The following is a 6,525-nucleotide window of genomic DNA, read 5'->3' on the forward strand; positions in this document are numbered from 1 at the left end:
TAAAAACAGTTTAATTTCCTCTATTTTAAATAGAAACATCTATGCCATCGGTTAAACAGAATGCTCAAAAATCAATCCTTATTGCAAATCAAACTCGCCACATCATTAGACTCAATAATATAATTATTATCGTTAACTCGATAAATGGAAATTAAGATGTTGCTACCCACCTGAGACATAAAACTAGGTAGCATTTTCTCTAGGTCTGTTCGGTTCACTTCATCAGAAAGACTAATTTCAATTGAAGTAAAAGTCAAAATGGATTTTTTATCAATATCGGAGATGTCAAACAATATCTTCCTGGTTAACCGATAGGATATATCTTTATTAGTAACAACGCCATTGATAATCATATAACCATTTTTACTAAAAAAATTGATCTCAACGTTAGTATTAATGTTTAAATCCTTGCTGTACGTATAATGAACGCCGTGGCAATTTAGTTTTTTATTATTATTATCCACTAAAAAATAAGCATAAGCTATAGCGGAAACAATCATGATGACTGCGATGAAGATCGGGAGTGTGTATTTAGTGTTTGATTTCATTAAAGCCACCATGATTGATGAATATTTCAGTTTTACAATTATTTTTCTTGCTATAATTAACTTCATGCTCACAAGAGATGATTGATATTGAAGGATGCCTTGATGTAAAACTTAAGTAAATATAAGGGTATTTTTTACAGTCTAATGGTTGCGTACTAAGAAATACGTTGGCTTTCTCCCTACTTTCCACGTTAGTTAATTCAGTGCTGGTAAATATACTGCACCCATCAATTTTTGATAAAAAGGTGAAGCTTTTCGGATAATCAATTATTCTTTTAGGAATGCTTTTATGAATAAAATAAATAACAACCCCAAATAAAATTAACATGGAGGCGATCAGCAATACTATATTATGTGTTTTATATTTGCTTTGGGCTATCAATTTCTCATCTTGGTGTTGAGGGGCAATATTTTCACTAATAACGTCATTAACTTCATCTTCAGGGTCAATATCGACTTCGCACTCTGCCACTTTGGCGACCGTAAAGATAAATCCTTTGCCTCTTACCGTCGTGATCGTGTCCCCAGATAACCCTATATCTTGTAATGCTTTACGCAGCAGTGAAATATTTTGATACAAGGTGTTCGGTGTGACATTGACGCCATTATCACCCCAAGCAATTGAATACAAGTCACTTTGCGATATTATCAAACCAACGCGATTGACAAATGCCTCGAGTAATTGTGCTGTTGGCACGTTGATTTTAATGCGAGCGCCACTCAAAGAAGATGAGAGGGTAGCATTTTCAGGGTGAAACGAAATATTATCATTTATAGTATAACATTTACTCATGCCAATTATTTCCAAAGATACGTATCAAAACTTTATTATAGATTGTCATCAACAATAAGCAATACCATCTACATGTGGCAAACGCCAGAAAGTCACATGTTGTAGGCATGGTTTTTGTGCAGTCACATCACCGCTAAATCGATTTTCTCAATTTGCAGGGTAAATCATCGGGTTCAAGAAGGGCGTGGATACCTTGAGTCTCAAAACTATAAGGTGTGTTTTCAAAGAGGAAAGTTAGGCGGGGTGATGACATGATATTTGAGAAAGGCGGGTATGCATGATGCCTCCAGTGTGGGATCGCCAGGCGGCACTGTTGATTTATATGTAATACAGTAGAAAAAGAAGAAAGCCAAACCGACGGTAGCAACATTATCTTTTGATGTTTAGCCGGGTAATTGTTATGGCATTGAATATTAATAAATCTATAGGAATTATGAGGTGCAGATAGAGATACACTTGAACTATTAGCCCCATATGTATGCTGCGGGAGTCAGCCTTTGGGTTTGGCTAGTGGGTTTACCGGCCATACAGATAACCCCGCGTGACGAGAGTCGCGCGGGTTTTTTTACCTATATCGGCAAATCAATCAGCAGCGCACGTAGCGGCGCTTCGGCTTGGATGGTGAGGCGGTTTTCCTCGCGGATAAACGCACCATCTCCACAGGTCAGGCGCTGGCTCTGGTGATGGTCGCCATTGACCTCAACGGTACCGTGGATCGATTGCAGGTAGGCGCGTGGCCCATGCAGGTTCAGCGTCTGCTGCGCTCCCGCCGGTAAGTTCAAATGATGGATCCAGACCTGTTGGCGCAGTTGCAGGCTGCCCTGGACCCCATCCGGTGAGGCCAGCAGCGTATAGGGCTTATCTGCCAGGCTCAAACGCTGCACACGCTCATTGCTACGCTCCGGGCAGGCATCCAGCCACAGTTGCATCCGGGTCAGTGGCGTGCTGCTGCTGACGTTCTGTTCGCTATAGCTAAGCCCCGGCTGCGTAGCCAGCAATAACGCCTCTCCTGCCGCTGCGCGTACGGTATTGCCGTCGCTGTCCCGGTATTCGGCTTCACCCTGCAGGATCAGATTCAGGATATCTACGTTGGGATAGGTGCGTGGCTGGAAGGCGGCACCCGCTGCTAATACCTCTTGATTCAATACCCGCAGCGACGCATAGCCCATCAGTTTGGGATCGAAGTAGTGGCCAAAGGAAAAGGTATAACGAGCCTGTAGCCAACCAAAGTCAGCTTGCCCGCATTGTTGTGCTGTTCTGCATGTGATCATGGCAATCGGCTCTCTAAATTCATTCTCTTGATGGTAAGCATCTGGACGGCGGATTGTTAGCCAGTTAATCTGGTCGGTATATTCAAATTTCCTGAAAGAGAGTTTCGATGGCCAGAGATCGGGCGTTAACGCTTGAAGCGCTTAGGGTTATGGATGCGATCGACCGCCGTGGCAGCTTTGCCGCCGCTGCCGATGAGCTGGGGCGAGTGCCTTCTGCGCTCAGCTACACCATGCAAAAATTGGAAGAAGAACTGGATGTGGTACTGTTTGACCGATCTGGGCATCGCACCAAATTTACCAATGTTGGGCGCATGCTGCTTGAGCGTGGCCGCGTACTGCTCGAGGCGGCGGACAAGCTGACGACCGATGCAGAGGCATTGGCGCGGGGGTGGGAAACCCATCTCACCATCGTCAGCGAAGCGCTATCCCCTGCCTACAAGCTGTTCCCCTTGGTCGATAAGCTGGCGCTGAAGGCCAATACCCAGGTTTCGATCTTTACCGAAGTGTTGGCTGGGGCGTGGGAGCGGCTGGAGCAAGGGCGCGCTGATATCGTTATTGCGCCGGATATGCACTTTCGCGCCTCTTCTGAAATCAATACCCGCAAGCTGTACAAGGTGATGAGCGTGTACGTTGCCGCACCGGAACATCCGATCCACCTGGAGCCGGAGCCGCTGTCGGAGCTGACTCGGGTGAAATACCGTGGTATTGCGGTGGCAGATACTGCGCGGGAACGGCCAGTCTTGACGGTACAATTGCTGGATAAACAGCAGCGCCTGACGGTGAGCACCATCGAAGATAAGCGCCGCGCCTTGCTGGCCGGGCTGGGGGTTGCCACCATGCCTTATCAGATGGTGGAGAAGGATATCGAACAGGGGCGCTTGCGCGTGGTGGGGCCGGAATACAGCCGTGAGGCAGACATCATCATGGCCTGGCGGCGCGACAGCATGGGCGAGGCTAAATCCTGGTTCCTGCGTGAGATCCCGCGCCTGTTTGCACGCGAGGAGAATCAGTAACTTCTTCGCACTTTCGCATTGTGTAAGGCCCCTCACCCTAACCCTCTCAGTTAGTGAGAGGGGACCGATCGAGTTCGCTAATTGCTCTACGTAATACTTTGCCTTTCTTGTTTTTAATCCCTACTTTTCGAAGCTACACGGGCCAACCAAGGTCACCGGACAGCTCCCTCTCCCTGTGGGAGAGGGCTGGGGCGAGGGGAAACAGCAATTGCCGGATCCCCTGGCTCACTGCAATCTGCAATCAACCAAAACGCACATCGCGCCCGTGGGGTTCATCCAGATCCTGCGCTGGGCCGATCGAAATGATCCCGTGCGGGTTGATGGTGGCATGGCTGCGATAATAATGGTTACGGATATGCGCCATATCGACCGTTTCGGCAATCCCCGGTATCTGGTAGATATCGCGCAGGAAGCCGTACAGGTTGAGATAGTCGCTGATGCGGCGCTGGTCGCATTTGAAATGGGTGACATACACCGGATCGAAACGGATCAGCGTGGTCCACAGGCGCAGATCGGCCTCGGTGAGTCGATCGCCCGTCAGATAACGGTGCTGGCCGAGGATCTGCTCAAGCCGCTCCAAAGAGGCAAACACGCCGTTCACCGCTTCGTCATAGGCATCCTGGCTGGTAGCAAAACCGGCTTTGTACACCCCGTTGTTCACCGAGTCGTAAATCCAGCCGTTGAGCGAGTCGATCTTTTCACGCAGTTCTACCGGGTAGTAATCCCCAGCCCGTGCGCCGACGGCGTCGAAAGCGTTGTTGAACATGCGGATGATATCGGCAGATTCATTGCTGACGATGGTCTGTTGCTGTTTATCCCACAGCACCGGCACGGTAACGCGGCCGCTGTACTGCGGGTCGGCCCGTAGATAGAGTTGATAAAGAAAATCGGAGTGATACAGCGCATCGCCGGTTGCTGCCGGGAAATCCTGGCCGAAGGTCCAGCCGTTTTCCAACATCAGCGGATGTACCACGGAAACCGGAATGGTTTGCTCCAGCCCCTTCAGCTTGCGCATCAGCAGGGTGCGGTGCGCCCAAGGGCAAGCCAGGGCAACATACAGATGGTAGCGATCTTGCTCGGCCCTGAAACCCGCTTTGCCATGCTCTCCTGCAGCGCCGTCCGGCGTGACCCAATTGCGAAACTGGGAGGTTGAACGCTTGAAACGGCCCCCGGTCGATTTGGTGTCATACCAGGTGTCTTGCCAAACGCCATCAACGAGTTGTCCCATGAGATCCTCCAATGTGTCCGAGAGTGTAAGTCAAAAGGCCCGGCATAGAGCCGAGCCTTTTGGCGATATTATAAGCTTACCACTTTTTGTTCAAAATGCGGTCAATGCTGAAGCCGCCAGGGCCTGCAATCGCCAGTACGATGAAGCCACCGGCAATGGTCAGGTTTTTCATAAACATCAGCTGGTTCACGCCTTCGGCAAAGTTGGTATGGAACAGCAGCGCGGTCAGGATGGTGAAACCGGCGGTGAACAGCGCCACGGTACGGGTCAGGAAGCCGAACAGGATTGCCAGGCCACCACCGAACTCCAGCAGGATGGTCAGTGGCAGCAAGAAGCCAGGTACGCCCATCGATTGCATGTACTGTTGGGTGCCCGCATAGGCATCACCCATTTTGCCGTAGCCTGCGACGATAAACAGGATTGGCATCAGAATACGAGCAACCAGCAAACCTGCATCTTCTAATTTTTTCATCATTAACTCCAAAAAGTGTTGTTGCTTGCCAATCTTGGCATTTGTACCGCCAGGGGGGCCTGTAGCCACCATGTCCGGTTGATGGAGTGAATGTTAGACGGGAACGCTGCGGGTTGTTAGCAAGTAAAACTGTCGTAATTTTTCAAAAAATCTGAATATTGGCTGCGAAGTAAAAACACCATTTAATCAGTGTGTTAATTAATTAAATTGGATATTTGGATAAAAACCACGCAGAGGGGAGGGATTACCGACGGAATAATTGAACCAGTTGCAGCGCGGTTATTTTTTGGTAATGGCGTTACGGATCAAACGAACGGTACCCCAGACGCTGAGCGCCCGACGTGACCAGCGGATCAACTTGCTAGGATGGCGGATCCCGTACAGCGCAATCACGCTGGAACCGATAGCCATATATTTACGCAGTCCATACAAGGTCTGCCAACTGCGATCGAAGGATTCGGTCTTTTGCAGCCACTGGCTTTTGTTGGCGGCCAGATCCAGGCGTTGCTGCTGGATCTGGCGGATGAGTTGCTCTTTTCTGCGTTCACGGTACTGGCGGTGATTCATGTTTCTCCTCCAGTTCAGCGCGATCGAGTTCCAATTGCTGACGTGTTGCCCCTAACAGTGTTGAACGGCGAGCCTTGGACAGTGTCCAGACGATGCCCACAACGGCCAGGAACAGCAGAACGGCGGTAGTTGTGCCCAATGCCATCAGACGATAAGCGGGATCGATGGCCCAGAAGATGAGGATTAACAGGCTCATCAGGCCGAAGGCGGTAAACAGCAGGGTAAGCCCCGCCATCATCAGTAGCTGAATGAGGTTGGCTTTCTCCTCTTCCAGCTCGACAACGGCCAGACGCACCCGGGTTTCCACCATGCCGACCATGATGGTGACAATCCGTTGAGCGATATCCAGGACCCCTTTACCGGGGCCCTGTGCGCGCGTTTGCGGCTGCTCTGCCATAATCAGCGGCGCGCGAGCAGAACGCCTAACACCACGCCCACCGCAGCACCGATACCGATACCGGTCCACGGGTTTTCACGCACGTAATCATCGGCCTGGCCAGCCATCTGCTTGGTTTGGTGAGCCAGTTTGTCACCGGCATCGCTCAGACGGGCACGGGTTTCTTTCAGTGCGCCTTCTGCTTTGGAGCGCAGTTTGTCCAGTTCAGCTTTAGGTTTATCGGTGGAAGAGTTCAG

General features: G+C 50.0%; 9 protein-coding genes. 1 reads left to right on the forward strand and 8 read right to left on the reverse strand.

Annotation, left to right across the window (positions count from 1 at the left end; genetic code table 11):
- Positions 1-71: 71 nt before the first annotated feature.
- The 3 genes from ACLQ7H_RS28930 to ACLQ7H_RS28940 form a co-directional block, all read right to left on the reverse strand.
- Positions 72-548: a hypothetical protein gene (locus ACLQ7H_RS28930; protein ID WP_411755650.1), complete on the reverse strand. Its 477-nt coding sequence runs from the start codon at positions 546-548 to the stop codon at positions 72-74.
- Complete coding sequence (locus tag ACLQ7H_RS28935; protein ID WP_411755651.1) at positions 532-1,341, reverse strand: winged helix-turn-helix domain-containing protein; 810 nt, start codon at positions 1,339-1,341, stop codon at positions 532-534. Before ACLQ7H_RS28935 ends, ACLQ7H_RS28930 begins: the two co-directional genes overlap by 17 nt.
- 569 nt (positions 1,342-1,910) lie before the next feature.
- A complete protein-coding gene (locus ACLQ7H_RS28940; protein WP_411755652.1) occupies positions 1,911-2,612 on the reverse strand; it encodes a pirin family protein in 702 nt (233 codons plus the stop codon).
- Positions 2,613-2,719: 107 nt separating this feature from the next.
- Between ACLQ7H_RS28940 and ACLQ7H_RS28945 the strand changes: the two genes are divergently transcribed.
- Entirely contained in the window at positions 2,720-3,625 is a 906-nt protein-coding gene (locus tag ACLQ7H_RS28945) for a LysR family transcriptional regulator (protein ID WP_021180661.1), read from the forward strand.
- A gap of 241 nt (positions 3,626-3,866) precedes the next feature.
- On the opposite strand, the gene ACLQ7H_RS28950 is transcribed toward ACLQ7H_RS28945, so the two are convergent.
- From ACLQ7H_RS28950 to ACLQ7H_RS28970, 5 genes are all read right to left on the reverse strand, one after another.
- Complete coding sequence (locus ACLQ7H_RS28950; RefSeq protein ID WP_411755653.1) at positions 3,867-4,853, reverse strand: glutathione S-transferase family protein; 987 nt, start codon at positions 4,851-4,853, stop codon at positions 3,867-3,869.
- A 76-nt stretch (positions 4,854-4,929) separates the two neighbouring features.
- Positions 4,930-5,325, reverse strand: a complete 396-nt coding sequence (locus ACLQ7H_RS28955; protein WP_411755658.1) for a DoxX family protein — start codon at positions 5,323-5,325, stop codon at positions 4,930-4,932.
- Between the two features lie 279 nt (positions 5,326-5,604).
- The gene (locus ACLQ7H_RS28960; RefSeq protein ID WP_411755654.1) at positions 5,605-5,892 is read right to left on the reverse strand and encodes a YqjK-like family protein; all 288 of its coding nucleotides are present in this window, start codon (positions 5,890-5,892) and stop codon (positions 5,605-5,607) included.
- Entirely contained in the window at positions 5,870-6,289 is a 420-nt protein-coding gene (locus ACLQ7H_RS28965) for a phage holin family protein (protein ID WP_411755655.1), read from the reverse strand. The genes ACLQ7H_RS28960 and ACLQ7H_RS28965 overlap by 23 nt, the downstream gene beginning before the upstream one ends.
- A gap of 2 nt (positions 6,290-6,291) precedes the next feature.
- Positions 6,292-6,525, reverse strand: a 234-nt coding sequence (locus ACLQ7H_RS28970; protein ID WP_411755656.1) for a YqjD family protein, incomplete at its 5' end; no start/stop codon positions are given.

The sequence above is a fragment of the Serratia sp. (in: enterobacteria) genome, assembly GCF_046715635.1.
Taxonomy (GTDB): Bacteria; Pseudomonadota; Gammaproteobacteria; order Enterobacterales; family Enterobacteriaceae; genus Chania.

Excerpts from the sequence above, each read along its gene's own strand:
- ACLQ7H_RS28930 (WP_411755650.1), bottom strand. The coding sequence starts at position 548 with ATGAAATCAAACACTAAATACACACTCCCGATCTTCATCGCAGTCATC.
- ACLQ7H_RS28960 (WP_411755654.1), bottom strand. The coding sequence starts at position 5,892 with ATGAATCACCGCCAGTACCGTGAACGCAGAAAAGAGCAACTCATCCGC.
- ACLQ7H_RS28955 (WP_411755658.1), bottom strand. The coding sequence starts at position 5,325 with ATGAAAAAATTAGAAGATGCAGGTTTGCTGGTTGCTCGTATTCTGATG.
- ACLQ7H_RS28965 (WP_411755655.1), bottom strand. The coding sequence starts at position 6,289 with ATGGCAGAGCAGCCGCAAACGCGCGCACAGGGCCCCGGTAAAGGGGTC.
- ACLQ7H_RS28935 (WP_411755651.1), bottom strand. The coding sequence starts at position 1,341 with ATGAGTAAATGTTATACTATAAATGATAATATTTCGTTTCACCCTGAA.
- ACLQ7H_RS28950 (WP_411755653.1), bottom strand. The coding sequence starts at position 4,853 with ATGGGACAACTCGTTGATGGCGTTTGGCAAGACACCTGGTATGACACC.
- ACLQ7H_RS28940 (WP_411755652.1), bottom strand. The coding sequence starts at position 2,612 with ATGATCACATGCAGAACAGCACAACAATGCGGGCAAGCTGACTTTGGT.
- ACLQ7H_RS28945 (WP_021180661.1), top strand. The coding sequence starts at position 2,720 with ATGGCCAGAGATCGGGCGTTAACGCTTGAAGCGCTTAGGGTTATGGAT.